Source organism: Gaoshiqia sp. US2, assembly GCF_059705485.1.
Genome location: NZ_AP048550.1, coordinates 369,315 through 386,911, shown reverse-complemented (window position 1 = coordinate 386,911; position 17,597 = coordinate 369,315). Strand labels below are relative to the sequence as shown.

Genomic DNA, 17,597 nt, shown 5'->3' with positions numbered 1-17,597 from the left:
AGATATTATCGTGAAAAAGTTTACTCAAAAAACAGTATTAATGTTGTGGGTCTGCTTAGCCGCCGCTACTGTAAATGCGCAAAATCAGAGCGGCTATACCTGTCCTGACAGCACCCTTTCCAATCGCTGGTATCGTAACCTGTATGCAGTGGGTAACGCTTACTGGGCAGCGACTACCCCGGGTTTAACGGCTGCCAAAAAATTAGCAGAAACAGCCGCACAGCATGGATTTAATGGCGTAGTTGTACCCATGCACTTTTTTTTCATGTCGTGGGACCAAACGACCAAAAACAATTTTCAGTCTTACGTTTCATATTGCCAGGATATAGGGCTGGATGTCATCCCGGAAGTTTTTCGAATAAATAGTGGCGGAGTTGTATATAACCGGAATTTTGCCGAAGCCGACCCTGACAGGATCACCCTTGTTGCCGAAACAGGTTCTCTAAGGCCTGTAACGCCTGCCGGCAACTATGTCCTGAACGGAGGGCTTGAAAATTATACCGGTCATAAATTTAGCCAGTATCAGTTTAACGATAAACCGGGGGTATGCACTTTTGCGGATAACGTTGAAAAAAACCAGGGCAATGCCTCTATCCGGTTTGAAAATTTCGCGGCGAATAACGGAACGGTTCGCCTAAGCCAGAATATTGGCTTGCAGCCAAACCGGCATTATCGTTTCAAATTCATGCTTAAAAAGAATAACTTCCCTGGACAGGTTACTGCCCAAATATATGGGAAAAATTATATGAATAGGATACAGGATTTTAGTGTTCGATCTAATGAACCAAACACTCCCTGGACCCAATACTCATTTGAATTTTCTACTTCAGACACGCCCGACATCAGGTTTTACATCGGGACATGGTCTGGCAGCGGAAGCGGCCGGTTTTGGATTGACGATATTGAGATTACAGAATTAGCATCCCTGTCCAACATTGTCCGCAGAACAGGGACTCCTTTATCTGTAAAAAGTCTTGACGGAAGCATAACCTATACGGAGGGTGTCGACTTTGAATACATTGCGAATAAGCATGTACTTCCGTCTATAGCAATTCCGCCAGGATCCGGAATACTTAACAATCAGCAGGTAGTCCTTTCCTGTTATAGAATGGCCGACTTTAATGGGCAGAAAGCTATGTGCATGACCCATGAGGGCATTTACCCATACTTTTCAAACATGATGCGGGAGATATATGCCTTATATAATTTCAAAAAGGTATTTCTCTATATCGATGAGATCCGCATAGCCGGGTCCTGCCTGGAATGTAAAAACAGTGGAAAATCAACTGCACAGATACTGGGGGATTGTACTACACGCCTTTACGATTCACTTAAAACAATTGACCCTTTAGTGGAAGTCCTTACGTGGGCAGATATGTTTGATCCAAACTGGAATGCTAAAAATCATTATTTTAAAGTAGTCGGAGACCTTACAGGTTCTTGGAATTACATACCGAAGGAGATGACCATCGTTCCATGGGGTAATCCGGGCGACATAGGGTCAACGAAATATACTTTTCTGAAAAACTCTATGGACCATTTTATTGATAACGGGTTCAACAAGTTAATAGGTGCGGGTTATTACGATACAAGGTCGCTTACCGGAACAGCCAGCTGGATAAAACTTTTATCCGGGTATACACAATCCAAAGGGCTCATATATACCACATGGCGCACTCCTCCAGACTTCTCACAACTTTCTGGTTTTGGAGATATGATGATGGATTCCATTCATTCGGGTACAAGACCGGTTGCCCCTGAGGCAAGCAGTGTAAGTATTTGTTCGGGGGGAAAAGCAACACTAATAGTTAATAATCCTGCTGCCGACATCAATTATGAGTGGTATGATGCCCAGAATGGAGGCACGCTATTATTTACAGGTAGCAGCTTTACAACATCTGAATTAACCTCAACAACAGTCTATTATGTGCAAAGCAATATTGGTGGTTGCGGTAGCCCCAGAACGGCAGTAACAGCCACAGTACATTCGCTCCCAAGTCCGTTGATCAGGGTCAGTCGTTCTGATAATACATTAACGAAATTAGATGACCGTACCATTGCATTGGGCTATGGCGCCCAGGTATTAACCTTAACCGCAAGCGATGAAAATGCCCTTTCCGGCACCGTTACTTATTCCTGGTCTCCAGCTGTAGGTTTAAGCGACGCCACACTGGCCAATCCTGTATTTGGGCCCACAACGGCGGGTGTATATCGTTTCACTGTAACGGTAAGCAATGAGTTTGGATGTTCAGATACTGCAGGGGTAACTATAACTGTGATAGATGTTCGTTGTGGAAATAAAAACGATAAAGTATCGGTATGTCATACAACACATAGCAAAAGTGGCCCGGGAAATTCGCTTTGTATCAGCCCGGATGATGTGGCCGACCACCTGAACCATGGTGATGAATTAGGGGCCTGCGATACTTCTTCAGGTTTGATGGGGGATGCCGTAGGTACGGTAAGCTTAAGGGCTTATCCAAATCCATTTAACACGCAGGCAGCAGCCGAATTTACAATTCCGGTTTACGAGCAGAAGGTGACACTTGATCTGTATACCTATCAGGGTGTCAGATTAAAAAGATTATATGATGGTAAAGCGGAAGCCGGCCAGACCTATACTGTTGAATTTAAGGTTTCATCTTTCTCTCCTGAAAAGTATTATTTTCTAAGGCTTACTACTTCACAGGATATACATATTTTTAAGATGATAACTGATTAAAATAGATAAAGAGTATTCCAGTTTTAAACAACCGCTAAAAAGATAAGCCATTTAAAATGAACATAATACGTTATCATTTAACGCCAAAATGTATAAAAAACGCTGCCAGGCCTGTTTCAGGCGGTAAGGTGCTCCTTATTGTCCTTTTTGTTTTAGGAATAATGCCTATGCCGGCGGTTTCCCAGTCAAAGGATGTCCCGGCCCTGAATGTTATTTCTACCGGCGGGCATACTGTTTACCACCTGCAGCCTGCCACCATTAAGGGCGGAAACAGGGCGATCGTTTCCGTTGCCTTCGACGGTACAATCATGTGCCATTTGATAAACGGTGAGCTTGTCTGGGAGAATAAGATCAATAATTTTTTTCCTTTCGACCTGGCAGCAGGAGATATTGATAATGATGGCCGGGACGAGGTGCTGGTTGTTACGGCCGGAGGCACATTAGATGTCATGGATGCTGAAGGTAAGCACCTCTGGACTTTTAACAGTAAGGCGCCGCTTTACCAGGTATGCCCGGTAAAAACGGGTTCAGGTAAATGGGTCATCTTAACCGGAGGGGTAGAAGGCACTGTTCATGTTTTATCAGATCAGGGCAGGCATATCACTGATCTTGATGCGGGAGATGTGGTGCGGCATATCCGGAAAGGGAACATTTTAGGCAATGGCCATGAATCCGTTGCCATTGCGACCACGTCAGGCGGACTCAGTGGAAAGCTGTCGCTGATGCTGTTAGATCCGGCAAGCCTGAAAATACTATGGCGTAAAACAGATCTGGGGGATTACAGGCCTAATTCCGGCAAACGTTTTTTTAGTATGTCCATGGCGGATGTAAACCAGGATGGCAAAGAGGATATCATATTGAGCGGAACCTGGGGCGATCATGGTAAACTATATGGTTTCGATCATTCAGGAAAGCTGATACTGGAGTCTTCGGATAGTAAAGTGCCGGTGGCGCCGTACCGGATGAATTTGCTGACCAGGATTAATCCAACGGATAAGAGCTCCGAATATATCTTTGGGCTCTTTGCCAACTACCTGATTATTTATGGCAACGATGGGAAATTTCAGTCTGTTTTAAAAACCAAATACGATTATACCGGCGGGGCGTTTGATCCTCAGAGCAATACCTATTTTGTGGGCAGCAGCTCATCCGGCGGAGATGGTATTTACGCGCTTAACCTGGGCAGTAAAAACTGGAAAAAGGAATTTGAAGAACTCCGGTCTTATGGAAAACTTGCGCAGATCGAAAAGAATATAGCCGGGCTTAAAGATCAGGTTTCAAAGTTTGAAAGGCCGGCTTACCAGCGTATGCCTGGTTATATCAGCGTGCTGAGCCCTAAACCACAGGGGTTGGATTATGATCATTTGAATTTTGCGGATCAACTTAGAAAGTTAAGTGAGCAGTACGGGAACCGGTCGGAACTCTGGTGCCGTGATATTGACAAAAGGATGTCTTACAATATGTCCGCAGATGAAATCATCAATGCGGTCCGGAAAAAAGAGGCAGACGGCAAGGATTTTACGATATGGGCGAATCATGGGAAAGCGGTGTATATGCGTCCGGCTACTATGGAGAAGATCATTCAGGTGGCGCCGAAGCATTTTCTGGGGTTTGTTTTCACGGAAATGGAGTCAGTTGATCCTGATATGCAGGAAATGGTTGAAAAGATCATGCTGCCACTCGCCGAACAATGCGCGAAGGCAGGGAAGAAGATCATTTTCTTCAATAAAAATATTTTCTGGACCGGCACCTGTTATCTTGATTTTCTAAGAGGGGTATTGCTCAATCCCAAATTCAAAAATGTTTTTGTACCCGCCCTTGAAGAAACCAATAGCCGGACACAGGAGCTGAGCCTTGCCGGCAGGGTAGGTTTATGGCAGGCCGGCTTTTTTGATCAGTGGGCCGTCCGTTCCGTAACGGATAATGCCGCTTTTGACAGGATGTGGGAATGGTCGTCCCAGCAGGTTTTATCCCACCATATACGGGAACTGGTGATGGGCGCATCGCATGGGGCCGGTATTTTTTTTATCGATATCGTTCAGCCAAATAAAGCTGAGCTAAGTGCCCAACTGCTGCCATTTTATGAACTGATTGATAAGGGGGTTGTCGCCATTCCAAAAAGAGGGGAACTTCTGTCTGTTTCTGACATCTGCCTGGGTATGAAAAGCCCCCCTTCAGAAAATTATGTCCGATCCGGAACGAACGGGCACCGGTATAATTTGAACCCTAGGGTTAACCGGCCCATGGTATTTGACAGGTTGGATGCATATTGGGGGGGAAGTCCCGTTCAGGAGTACGATTTTTCATCTTACGGTTATGGCCGCGACCGTCGTATGCTTAATTTTCTGCCCGGGAACCCTTATGGAATGGTGAGCATCGTTCCGGATGATATTGATGTGAATGCTTTTCCCTGGTTAAAGGAAAAAATAACTACCGATGGCGAGTTTTTCTATGATTCAGAAGGGAAAAAACAGGGGCCTGAAAATTATAAGCAAACGATGCTTCAGAAGCTTCAGCAGTCTGCCTCCCGCTTACCGGTGCTGGTAAAAGGGGATGTGGCCTGGAGCGTGGTACGGCTTGATCCTACCCATGTCCGTGTTACCCTTATTGACCCGGGTTATACGGATCCAGCAGACAGGGATGCCGAAATTGTACTGCAGCATCTGAAAGGAACAGGAAGCGTTGATATTCTGAGCAAAGAAAAAATAATAATTAAAGATCAGAAAATTAAGGTTAAAGTACCTGCCGGGATTTTCAGGGTTATTGATATTGAACATCAGTAATCTTTGACAGCAGCCGGATAAGGCATAAACGGTGATATGGAGAGAATGTTCGCAAATATGGATAAAAAAATAAAAACTAAATTCTGTTCAAAATGGAAAGAACAACTATTAATTGGTTCATCGCGGCTGTTGTAATTTTAAATAGTGCAGTATCCCTTAACTTAAAGGCACAAAAGAATGTCGCACGGCCTAATGTGCTGATCATACTAGCCGATCAATGGCGTGGACAGGCCGTTGGGTTTGAAAATAAGGAACCCGTTAAAACACCATATTTGGATCAGTTTGCAAAAGAAAGCCTGATACTGCGCCAAATGATAAGTAATTACCCGGTATGCTCGCCTGCCCGGGCAATGCTCATGACAGGCAAATACCCAATAAAAAGCCATGTATTCACCAACGTTAATTCTGCATCTGCCCCCTTTGGTATTCAACTTCCCAAAAACGCCGTGTGCTGGTCTGATATTTTAAAATCCAACGGTTATTCAAACGGGTATATAGGGAAATGGCATTTAGATTCGCCTTATAAACCTTATGTCCCATCTTCCAATAATAACGGGGGGGTGTTCTGGAACGAATGGACTTCGCCCGACAGGAGGCACGGTTTCGATTACTGGTGTGCTTATGGGACGTATGATAAACACAATAAACCCCTGTACTGGGACAATAATGCATCGAGAGATGAGTTTCACTACATGAACCAGTGGAGCCCGGAGCACGAAGCCGATAAAGCCATTTCCTTTCTGAAAAATGAAGGAAATGTCCGTCATGCCGATGCGCCTTTTTCTTTGGTCGTTTCTATGAACCCGCCGCATCAACCTTATGAACTGGTTCCTGAGAAATATTATAACCTGTATAAAGATATACCCCTGGATTCGCTGGTTAAAGATCCGAATATCCCGCCGGCAGGAACGCCGTATGGCGATGAATACCGGAAACGAATACGTTATTATTATGCCGGTATAACCGGTGTTGACGAGCAGATCGGCAGGATTTTAGAAAGCTTAAAAGCGCAGGGTTTAGAAGATAATACCATAGTTGTGATCATGTCCGAACATGGCAATTGCTTAGGGAAGCATGATGAAATAACAAAAAACAATATCTATGAAGAATCGCTCAGAATCCCTTTTATTGTAAAATGGAAAGGGCATATTAAACCACGTATAGACGATGCCTTCTTAGGCAGCATTCCGGATATTTACCCCACGCTGCTTGATTTAATGGGTTTAAAAAACCAGGTAACTGATGACCTGGATGGCAGGAGTTATGCCTCTTATTATCTTAACGGCACAGGCCCCCGTCCATCAGAGCAATTTATTTTAGGGGCTATTAATTATGGCAAAATTAACAGCGGTTTCAGGGGAATACGTACCAAAGATTACAAGTTCGCTTATGTAAACAAAAAAGACCGCGGCGGGTACGTTCTGTTTGACCTCAAAGCGGATCCTTTTGAACTGGATAATATTTACAATCCGGAACATAAAGCGGTAAAAGAATTAAAGCCTGCTTTGAAGCAATGGATAGAAAAGACGAATGACGGTTTTATTTTAATTAAACAAATTAAATAAGAAGAAATGAAAAAAGGTAAAATAAACATTTTATGGATAACATGCCTGGTTATTTTAATCGGGTATTCCTGCAAAAAAGAAAGTGAATTGAATGAGCAAACAGCCCCCCTAATAAAACGGGTATCCTCACAAAGTAATTTTAAAAGTGCTTTTGCAATTAACACAAAGCTGGGGCGTGGGATCAATTATGGACACTTGTTTGAAGGACCTCCCGGGATAACAACAGTCTGGCAGGAAACTAAGTGGAACCCGGAATATGCCAGGATCATTGCCGGTTTGGGTTTCAAACACGTACGTATTCCCATCCGTTGGGAACGGGAAGACCGTAGCATGTCCACGCCGCCTTATACCATAGATACCGCCTTTCTGGGCTTCATAAAGCAGGTAGTGGACCTGGCCCTGGACAACGGACTGTATGCGATCATTAACATGCACAACCATAATGCATTGATGGATGACCCGGATGGTCAAAGAGATCGTTTTCTGGCACAATGGAAGCAGATTTCAGAGTTTTTCAAAGATTATCCTGATAGCTTGTTGTTTGAAATTTTAAACGAACCCAGGGGAAACCTAACGGCTGCAAAGTGGAATGTTTATGCTGCTGACGCGCTGGCCAAAATCAGGGAAGACAATCCACGCCGCACGGTACTGATCGACACCAGATATGGAATCGGGAACCTTCATTCCCTTGAACTTCCGGACGATAAAAATATCATCCTGACCCCCCATTATTACAAACCGTTCCAGTTTACCCATCAGGGAGAGAGTTGGGCTGGAGATCCTGACGGTGCCTGGCTGGGTACCCAATGGTGGGATACCGAACCCGAACGCGAAATGATTCGGCGGGATTTTGCTCCGCTAAAAGCGTTGGAAGAGCAGCAGCATATTCCAGTGCATATAGGTGAGTTTGGTACCACGATCAACGCTGACGCCGTTTCGCGTAAAAAATGGGCCAGTTTCCTCGCATCTTATTTCAACACGTTGGGTTGGAGCTGGGCTTACTGGCAGTTCAATGTTTCCGGTTTCGGCTCTTTAGACCCTTCGTCTGAAAAGTATAACCAATACCTGGTTGACGCCCTACGGCTTAACGGGATGCCCGAACCGACCCCCTATGTTGGCATACCCTTATATACTTCCAATTTTGGGTCAGGTAACGATGGTTGGAATTTACTAACCAATGGCGGGGCATCGGCGCAGTTAACAAGATCCGACACCGCTTTGAATATCAGTATTAACAATGGAGGTACATTAGGTTGGCATGTACAGATAAGAAAGCAAAACATCACACTTGATGCCGGGAAAAAATATCATTTTTCTTTCAAGGCCAAAGCCAGCGATGTTCGTAATGTAAACGCGGTCATTCGAATAAATACTTCTCCTTATACGCCCTACAGTATTGATGGTGTGGTTACGCTTGCCGATACCTTCACGGTTTATAATTTTGTTTTCGATATGCGAACCTTCGATAGTTCTGCCATGATGACCATCAACATGGGCGGGGGGCAGGGGGCCAATGTAACCATCATGGATATTAAAATAGAAGAGATGACCATTTAATCGCTGCGAATTTCATGATAACGCACATCTATTTCGAATATCATGGTCAGTTCTGGAAGTGTAACGGTTCGTTTACAATCAGAGAATTCCCCTGCAAACGAAAGTACGCGGTTTGACCAGGTTTGGCTGGTTCGATATTGATATTTATTGTGTTATGAAAAACACAACCATCTTCTTACTCGCATTATTTTTGCTTGATTAAAGCTGATAAAATTGGTAGTAATATCTAAAAATCGTAAATTGAAATGCTTTTTTAAGAGATATAAACAAACTGCTATGTTACAACAAACTGTTTTATTTGGGCTCATATCAGTCACCTTGCTGTCCGGTTCAAAAAGCAAAACGAATATTTCCCCTAATATTGTGTTGATCTTGAGCGATGACCAGGGCTGGGGTGATTTGAGCATCACCGGAAATACCAACATTGAAACGCCCAACATCGACCGACTGGCCGAAACAGGAGTCACATTCAATCGGTTTTATGTTAGCCCTGTTTGTTCTCCCACTCGGGCTGAATTACTTACCGGCAGGTATCATGTCAGGGGAGGGGTTTATTCAACATCGGCGGGCGGGGAACGGCTTGACATTGACGAGACAACCATTGCCGAAATGTTCAGAAAGGCCGATTACGCAACTGCGGCTTACGGGAAATGGCACAATGGCGCGCAACCTCCCTATCACCCGAATGCCCGTGGGTTTGACGATTTTTACGGTTTTTGTTCAGGCCATTGGGGAAATTACTTTAGCCCGATGTTGGAACATAATGGTGAAATTGTACAGGGTAATGGATTTACTGTCAATGACTTTACTGAACACGGCATGCGGTTCATGGAAAAGAATAAGGATAAGCCCTTTTTCCTTTACCTGCCCTTCAATACGCCGCATTCCCCTATGCAGGTTCCCGATTTCTGGTGGAAAAAGTTCGAAAATAAGGAATTGAAATTACTTGGCAGCACCGGAAAAGAAAGCCTCCCTTTTACCCGTGCAGCGCTGGCTATGTGCGAGAACATCGATTGGAATGTAGGGCGGATAATAACTAAAATTGAAGAACTGGGGCTTTCGGAAAACACCATTATTATCTATCTTTCTGACAATGGTCCGAACAGTTGGCGCTGGAATGGCGGCATGAAAGGTATAAAAGCTTCCACTGACGAAGGCGGGGTAAGATCGCCGATGTTTATGAAATGGAAAGGTAAATTGAAAGCCGGGCAAATGGTGGAGGAAATTGCCGGGGCTATTGACCTGTTACCTACTTTAACTGATTTGGCGGGGATAAGTTTTAAAGCGGAGAAGCCTCTTGACGGGATCAGCTTAAGACCATTACTTTTGCAGGAAAATCCGAAATGGAAAGACCGGATGATATTTAGTTACTGGGATAAAAAGTTGAGTGTCAGGAATCAAAACTACAGGCTGGATGCTGACGACAAACTATATGATATGGAAAATGACCCGGGACAGACGACAGACATTTCCGCGGAACAACCTGAAATTACCAGGAAGCTTGGTTGGGCGAAAGAGAAATGGGAAAAGGAGGTCTTGTGCGAATTACCTGAAAAGGATACTCGCACTTTTCCCATCGGTCAACCCGGTTATCCATTCACACAACTCCCTGCACGCGATGGTATAGCTCATGGAAATATAACCCGTTCAAACCGTTATCCTAACGATTCGTTTTTTACCAACTGGACCAGCATGGAGGACAAGATTACCTGGGAAGCTGAAGTTTTGGAGGATGGTGATTTTGAAGTGGAACTGTATTATACCTGTCCAGCGAAAGATATAGGTTCAACATTCGAGCTAAGTTCCGGTAAGGCAAGATTAATCGGGAAGATCAATGAACCGCATGATCCCCCGTTGGCAGGCATGGAAAACGATCGGGTAAAACGAATAGAATCTTATGTTAAAGACTCCAAACCACTAAAAGTGGGAACAATCCACTTGAAGAAGGGAGAAGGGATATTAACTCTGAAAGCATTGGATATCCCAGGTTCACAAGTAATGGATTTCAGACTGCTCATGCTGAAAAAAATCAAATAATGTTCATAAAGCCGAAATCCATAGGATAATTTATTCAAATCCATCGTTTCAGAAGAATATTAATAACGAATTTTTTATTGTAAAAGATGAAGATACAGACAAGAAAAGAACTATTGATAATCTCTCTAATTTGTTTTTTGCCGATTTTTTGTCTCGGACAAATACTTGACGGTTTTCAAGCTTTTGTTTATAAAAGGATAGATACAACCGGACTTAAAATATATGTAAAATATCCGAAAATCATTGACAACGAGACATCTTATCCAGCAATTATTTTCTTTTTTGGAGGAGGATGGAAAAGTGGAACTGTCAATCAGTTTAAACCACATGCAGAATACTTTGCTTCGAGGGGTATGGTTACCATAGTGGCCGATTATCGTGTTGCAGACAGACACCATACTAGTCCTTTTGATGCATTTTCCGATGCAAAATCAGCTATTCGTTATGTTAGAAAAAATGCCGGCAAATTAAAAATAGATGCTTCACGAGTTGTTGCCTCCGGAGGGTCTGCCGGAGGACACCTGGCCGCGGCTACTGCATTGATAAAAAATTATAATGATGAAAACGATGATTTGTCGGTAAGTTGTATCCCCAATGCACTGGCGCTTTTTAACCCCGTTATTGATAATGGACCAGGGGGATACGGTTTTGAAAGGATAGGAGAAAAATATAAGGATTTCTCTCCTATTCACAATATCGGGAAAGGTACTCCGCCGACAATTATATTCTTAGGTACAAATGACCATTTGATCCCTGTTGAAACCGTTCAATATTACAAGAAGATTATGGAAAGGACAGGAAGTCGTTGCGACTTGATGTTGTATGAAGACCAGAGCCATGGATTTTTTAATTTTAACAAGGATAGCAAAGCAGGCAATAAATATTATGATGAAACGCTCAATGAGACAGATAAATTTCTTGTTTCACTCGGGTTCATCCGCGTAGCCAGTAAGTGAACATACTACCGTTTTAAAATCCGGGTTATTGGATTCGTGAATTGATTTTGTTTTAAATTTTAAGGTATATCAAACGAAAATGAGCAAATTTATAAGATCAATGGCATTATTGGGGCTTTCAGTTACCATAGCACAGTCAGCCTTTTCTCAAAATAAACCGAATATTTTATGTGTAGTATGCGAAGACATCAGTCCCTATCTGGGATGTTATGGTGATCCGGTAGCAAAGACCCCCAATATTGACCGGCTGGCTTCTGAAGGAATCCGGTTCACCCGGATGTATACTCCTGTTGGGGTATGTGCCCCAAGCCGTGCAGCATTGATTACGGGAATGTACCCAACTTCAATTGGGGCAAATAATATGCGGAATTATTCTCCTAATTCTGATTATGAGGCCATTCCATCTGATATAAGTTTGTACGAAGTCGTTTTACCCGATGGTATTAAATCCTATACTGAATATCTGCGTGCCGCCGGGTACTACTGCACCAATAACAACAAAACAGACTACCAGTTCGCTCCGCCATTAACTGCCTGGGACGAAAATGGGAACAATGCACATTGGAGACACCGTCCATCCGGCAAACCGTTTTTTTCCATATTCAATCTTGAGGTTACCCACGAATCACAAATTTGGATACGGAATTCGAAGCCCTTGGTAGTTGATCAGGATAAAGTACCATTACCTCCATACTATCCTGATGATCCTGTAGTCCGTCATGATATGGCTGTGTTGTATAGCAATATCTATGAAATGGACAATCAGGTGCAAAAACTGATCAATGAAGTGAAAGACGCTGGTTTGTTGGATAATACCATCATTATTTTCTATTCCGATAACGGAGGCCCTATGCCGCGGCAGAAAAGGGCTGTTTATGAAAGTGGTACTTTGGTGCCATTTATGGTTTGGTTCCCTGATGGATACCGAAAGGGAGATATTGATACCCGTTTATGTTCTTTCATTGACATTCCTGCTACTATTCTTTCGATAGCGGGGATCAAACCACCTGATTACATGCAGGGGCGGGCTTTCCTGGGAAAATATCAGACACAGCCCCGCAAATATGTATTTGGCGCAAGGGACAGAATGGATGAACAAATAGACAAGGTAGGATACGTGAGAGATTCTAAATTCAGGTACATACGTAATTACATGCCTGAAAAATCAAATTATATGCCGGTCGCTTTTCGTTTGCAGATGCCGATGATGCGAAGGATGTTGGAACTGCATGAGCGTGACAGTTTAAATGAGGTACAGGAGCAATGGTTCAAGTCCCCGCGCGTCAGTGAAGAGTTTTATGATGTAGAAGAAGACCCACATGAAATCAATAATTTAATTGATAACCCTGCTTATTTAAAAGAGGTTGCCCGTTTGAAAAAAGCATATAAAAGATGGGATAACTCTTGTAATACGCTGTGGAAACTACCGGAAAAGGAGTGTCGTGAACGCTTTTGGCCTAACGGGATACAACCAGTTGTAAACCGCCCGGGATTCACAGAAACAACCGAGGGGTTGATTTTGAAATCGACAACCAAAGGGGCTTCTTTTGCTTACCAGGTTAACAGTCAAGGCTATAACATGAATCACTGGTTTTTATATACCAGACCGATTCGGATCAAAAAAGGTGATACTGTCACGGCGGTGGCTGTTCGTGCAGGGTATAAGAACAGTGAGGTTTCGGTATTTAATGCGGATAATTAATAAATAAAAAACAAAGGGGAACGTACCTATGACGATGCAATCGAGGTAATCCGCAAATACCCTGTATTTAATCAGGAAGCACCCTGATGGTGATTTTAAATTAAAAGAATGAGTCTACTTTGAAAAGTCAGAGTGGTGACTTATAAAATATTTTGTTCAGCTATAAAAAACATCACTTTTCGAAATTAGGTCAACGAGCTGAACCCCAAAATTAGCAACAAAGATGAAATTAACCTATCTGATATTATATGTTATTATTTCGGCATCCTTGAACGCCCAAAATATAATTCCCAGCCCATTCTCAATGATTAAAAAGTCTGGTTATTTTTTGCTTGGGGATTCATTAATCACAAATGCAACTATTGAAGATGTTCCATGTCTAAATTTATTTGGTAATTATCTATTATCAGACATAAATATTATGCTGAGGCATTCATCGCGGTCAAAAGCTCAAATTTATTTCGAAAAAAATGATGATATCGAAAGCGAAGCATATGAACTTATCATTGAACCTGCCTTTATCAGCATTAAAGCTTCAGATGACAGTGGTTATTTACATGCAATACAAACATTGAGACAGTTAATAGAAGAAGATTCAGGGATATATAGAATTATTTGTACCCAAATAAAGGATGCACCAAAAATGAAGTGGAGAGAATTCATGCTGGATTCCGGTCGTCAATATCAAAAACCATCAACAATAAAAAAATACCTGGACATGATGGCCATGTTGAAAATGAATGTATTTCATTGGCATCTTACAGATGGGATGGGATGGCGGCTTGAAATTAAAAAATTTCCGAAACTGGTCTCTGTCGGGTCAAATATTGGAGAAGGTCCTGAGCAAAAAGGCTTTTACTCACAGGAAGAGGTAAAAGAAATTATTCGTTATGCAGCTGAACGACACATTATGGTTGTTCCGGAAATAGATATGCCAGGACATTCAGAGGCTGCATTAATTGCTTATCCGGAATTCAGTTGCTTCGGGCTTGCACCGGATCCACAAATGTCATTCAGCCCTGTTATTTTTTGTGCTGGAAAAGAATCAGTTATACATTTTTTAAAAGATATTTTAGATGAAGTCTGTCAGTTATTTCCTTCCCCTTACATTCACCTGGGAGGTGATGAAGCCCCGAAGGATAACTGGGATATTTGTGGGGAATGTCAGAACAAAATTAAAGCATTAGGACTGACGGGCAGCAACGATTTGCAGCGATACTTTTCGTCAGAAATGGTAAGTTATCTGAAAACTAAGAATAAGAAAGCTATCTTTTGGGGTGATGTCCTTCTCAGCGACGGATATCCACTACCCGATAACGTGGTTATTCACTGGTGGAACTACAGAAGTCATAAAGATATGGAACTGAAATTAGCCATCAGGCAAAATTACCAGGTTATTTGCGGCACAAACCAATACACCTACCTGAATTTCCCGGTAAGCCCATGGGCCGGATATGCCGCCAATAGAACTTTCGATATTAAAACTGCTTATGAGAACAATCCGTCTAAAGATCACAGTGATAAGCCCTTGGTTTTAGGGATGAGTTGTGCGCTTTGGACTGATTACCATGTCATAGAATCGATGATCGATCAAAGATTATTTCCCCGAATTCTTGCGTTGTCTGAGCAAATGTGGCACAAAGGTGCGTATAAGTCGTTTGAAGATTTTTATTCTATCGTGAAATCGAAGAAGGATTGGTTTGAAACAAAAGGATATCAATTTGGACCAGGCTTTGCAGAAAAGTAAAGGTGAACTCACCGGAGACGATACAAATAGCGCCTCATGCCGGTTTGTTTTTGTTAATACTGTGATAATGTATATTAATCAAGAATAAATAAAAATGATGAAACTAAATCAACTGATCATTCCGTCCATGGCCATAGCTATGATTTTGGAGTCATGCACCGGGGGAGGAAGTCAAAAGGAAGCCTCTGCCCCCAAAGATATACGAAAGCCCAACATTGTTTATATTCTGGCAGACGATCTGGGGTATGGCGACTTGAGTTGTTACGGGCAAAAACATTTCCAAACGCCCAATATCGACCGGCTGGCCAGGGAGGGGATGTTTTTCACCCGGCATTATGCCGGATGTGCGGTTTGTGCGCCGTCCCGTTCCTCGTTGATGACCGGGCAAACCACCGGCCATACGCCAATCCGAGGAAATAAAGAAGTGCAGCCGGAAGGACAGTGGCCCATGCCTGACAGTACATTTACCATGGCTGAAATGCTAAAAAAGGCCGGTTATGTCACCGGCGGGTTTGGGAAATGGGGCCTTGGCTATCCGGGGTCGGAAGGTGATGCCAACATGCAGGGTTTTGATGAGTTTTACGGTTACAATTGTCAGCGAATGGCGCATAATTATTATCCAGGGCATTTGTGGGACAACCAGCAGCAGGTGATCCTGGAAGGGAACAGTGCAGACCAATTCGGGGAATATGCGCCGGAGCTGATCCACCGGAGGGCTCTGCAGTTTATGGAGAAGCATAAAGACCAGCCTTTCTTTTTGTATTATCCAACCACCATTCCGCATGCTGAATTGCTGCTGCCGGAGAAAAATATGGAGGCATTTCGTGGAAAATTCCTTCCTGAGAAAAGCTATAAAGGAGCAGAGCCTGGGGACAAGAGGTTCCGGGAAGGAGCTTACGGTACCCAACCGGAATCGCATGCAGCCTTTGCGGCCATGGTCACCTTGCTGGATCAACAGGTAGGCGAAATTCTGGATAAACTGGAAGAGCTGGGATTGGAAAACAATACACTTGTCATTTTTAGTTCTGATAATGGTCCGCACCTGGAGGGAGGTGCCGATCCTGATTATTTTGACAGCAATGGTCCACTGAAAGGATATAAACGTGATTTGTATGAAGGCGGAATTCGTGAGCCGATGATCGCCTTTTGGCCGGGAAAGATAAAGGCCGGCTCTACCACGCATCATCTCTCTGCCTTTTGGGATGTGATGCCTACATTGGCCGAACTGGCCGGGATTGAAACCCCAGAAAATATTGACGGGATTTCTTTTCTTCCGACTTTATTGGGAGAAGATGAACAAAAAGAACATAATTACCTGTACTGGGAGTTTCATGAACAGGGAGGGAGGCAGGCAGTCATGAAGGGAAACTGGAAACTGGTCCGTTATAAAATATCTGATCCGTCAAAAACCACTACGGAGTTATATGATCTGAATACTGACCTTGGAGAAAAACACAACGTAGCCGGGGAGCACCCGGAGCTTGTGGAAGAACTTTTAAAGCTGATGGTGGGAGCGAGAACGCCATCGGACGTTTTTACTTTCCAATGGACAACAGATTTTAAATAAGACATTGTTTTTTGAGGAGGCTTAATATTTCAGCAATAAACCGATACAAGACTATCATGAAATACCTGGTCTTAACGACAACCTGTCTGGCAGTTGCTGCCGCCTGCACACCGGCAAAAAAAGAAATACCGCAGAGTAACCCGAATATTGTGATCATTTATGTGGATGACCTGGGTTACGGGGATATCGGTATCAACGGGGCCAAAGGGGTAAGCGCGCCGAATGTTGACCGCCTGGCCCGGAACGGGGTCAATTTTACCGACGCCCATAGTCCCTCAGCCACTTGTATCCCCTCCCTGTTTTCGCTGCTGACCGGGAGCTATGCCTTCCGTAACCAGGCGGCAGTATTACTTGGTGATGCCCCCCTGATCATTGATCCGGAGACGGGGACTTTACCTTCGATGCTGAAGCAGGCCGGTTATACTACCGGGGTAATTGGCAAATGGCACCTGGGACTTGGCCGGGGTAAGGTGGACTGAAACCGGGAGATCAAACCCGGGCCAGGAGAGATAGGCTTTGATTACAGCTTTTTGATCCCTGCCACCGGAGATCGTGTCCTCTGCCTGTTCGTGGAAAACCAGGAAGTAGTTGGAACCGATCCTGATGACCCGGTTGAGGTAAGCTATGGGAATCAGGTTGATGGTTACCCGATAGGATCGGAACACCCGGAACTGCTGAAGCAGCAGGCTGACCGGACATCATTGTGGAATATCGATTTTGACTGGCGTTTTCATTTGGGTGACCTGAACGGTGCCGAATTGCCTGAATATAATTCGGATAACTGGAGATTTACAGATCTCCCGCACGACTGGAGTATTGAAGGGGAATACAGCCCCGATAACGGTACAGACTGGCAAACAGGATTTCTTCCGGCGGGGATAGGCTGGTACCGGGAAAAACTGTAAAGGTCTGTTTTGAGGGCATCTACCTGAACAGTGATGTTTGGATTAATGGATATCAT

11 protein-coding genes are annotated in these 17,597 nt (G+C 43.7%); all 11 read left to right on the top strand.

Going from position 1 to position 17,597, the window contains the following annotated elements; translation table 11 throughout:
- The first annotated feature begins 10 nt into the window (after positions 1-10).
- The 11 genes from AC6H3C_RS01545 (at position 11) to AC6H3C_RS01495 (ending at position 17,541) form a co-directional block, all read left to right on the top strand.
- Entirely contained in the window at positions 11-2,722 is a 2,712-nt protein-coding gene (locus AC6H3C_RS01545) for an Ig-like domain-containing protein (protein WP_497518803.1), read from the top strand.
- Positions 2,723-2,778: 56 nt separating this feature from the next.
- Positions 2,779-5,505, top strand: coding sequence for a PQQ-binding-like beta-propeller repeat protein (locus AC6H3C_RS01540; protein WP_497518802.1), 2,727 nt, complete (start codon positions 2,779-2,781; stop codon positions 5,503-5,505).
- 92 nt (positions 5,506-5,597) lie between these two features.
- The gene (locus tag AC6H3C_RS01535; protein WP_497518800.1) at positions 5,598-7,070 is read left to right on the top strand and encodes a sulfatase family protein; all 1,473 of its coding nucleotides are present in this window, start codon (positions 5,598-5,600) and stop codon (positions 7,068-7,070) included.
- 6 nt (positions 7,071-7,076) lie between these two features.
- Positions 7,077-8,627 carry a cellulase family glycosylhydrolase gene (locus tag AC6H3C_RS01530; RefSeq protein ID WP_497518799.1) on the top strand — a complete coding sequence of 517 codons (1,551 nt, stop codon included), beginning with the start codon at positions 7,077-7,079 and terminating at the stop codon, positions 8,625-8,627.
- A 276-nt stretch (positions 8,628-8,903) separates the two neighbouring features.
- Positions 8,904-10,664 (top strand): arylsulfatase, encoded by a 1,761-nt coding sequence (locus tag AC6H3C_RS01525; protein WP_497518798.1) that lies wholly within the window; start codon positions 8,904-8,906, stop codon positions 10,662-10,664.
- Between the two features lie 86 nt (positions 10,665-10,750).
- Positions 10,751-11,620: an alpha/beta hydrolase gene (locus AC6H3C_RS01520; RefSeq protein WP_497518797.1), complete on the top strand. Its 870-nt coding sequence runs from the start codon at positions 10,751-10,753 to the stop codon at positions 11,618-11,620.
- Positions 11,621-11,699: 79 nt separating this feature from the next.
- Positions 11,700-13,322, top strand: coding sequence for a sulfatase-like hydrolase/transferase (locus AC6H3C_RS01515; RefSeq protein WP_497518795.1), 1,623 nt, complete (start codon positions 11,700-11,702; stop codon positions 13,320-13,322).
- A 223-nt stretch (positions 13,323-13,545) separates the two neighbouring features.
- Positions 13,546-15,069: a beta-N-acetylhexosaminidase gene (locus AC6H3C_RS01510; protein WP_497518794.1), complete on the top strand. Its 1,524-nt coding sequence runs from the start codon at positions 13,546-13,548 to the stop codon at positions 15,067-15,069.
- Positions 15,070-15,163: 94 nt separating this feature from the next.
- Positions 15,164-16,636, top strand: a complete 1,473-nt coding sequence (locus AC6H3C_RS01505; RefSeq protein ID WP_497518793.1) for an arylsulfatase — start codon at positions 15,164-15,166, stop codon at positions 16,634-16,636.
- Positions 16,637-16,692: 56 nt separating this feature from the next.
- Positions 16,693-17,115, top strand: a complete 423-nt coding sequence (locus AC6H3C_RS01500; protein ID WP_497518791.1) for a sulfatase-like hydrolase/transferase — start codon at positions 16,693-16,695, stop codon at positions 17,113-17,115.
- 51 nt (positions 17,116-17,166) lie between these two features.
- Positions 17,167-17,541: a hypothetical protein gene (locus tag AC6H3C_RS01495; protein ID WP_497518789.1), complete on the top strand. Its 375-nt coding sequence runs from the start codon at positions 17,167-17,169 to the stop codon at positions 17,539-17,541.
- Positions 17,542-17,597 lie beyond the last annotated feature (56 nt).